At 67.5% G+C, this 255-nt stretch carries 1 pseudogene; it reads left to right on the forward strand.

Features of this window, described 5'->3' with window-relative positions:
• Positions 1-255: pseudogene (locus AB4Y32_RS40585) on the forward strand (tetratricopeptide repeat protein); the annotation flags it as partial.

Genomic DNA, 255 nt, shown 5'->3' on the forward strand with positions numbered 1-255 from the left:
TGAACGAAGTGCAACGGCTGCTGGAGCAGGCGCTGTCGCATCACCAGTCCGGACGGCTGGAGGAGGCGCAGGCGCGGTACATGGAGATACTGGATCGCGAGCCCGGGCAGGCGGATGCGCAGCACTTTCTGGGGCTGCTGCGCTGCCAGCGGGGCGAGTACGAGGCGGGTCTCGCACTGATGGAGCACTCGGTGCGCGTGCGCGCGGAAGCGGCGTACCTGAACAATCTGGGCAACATGCTGCGCGAGCATGGCC

It is taken from the genome of Paraburkholderia phymatum, from assembly GCF_040965635.1.
Lineage (GTDB): Bacteria > Pseudomonadota > Gammaproteobacteria > Burkholderiales > Burkholderiaceae > Paraburkholderia > Paraburkholderia phymatum_B.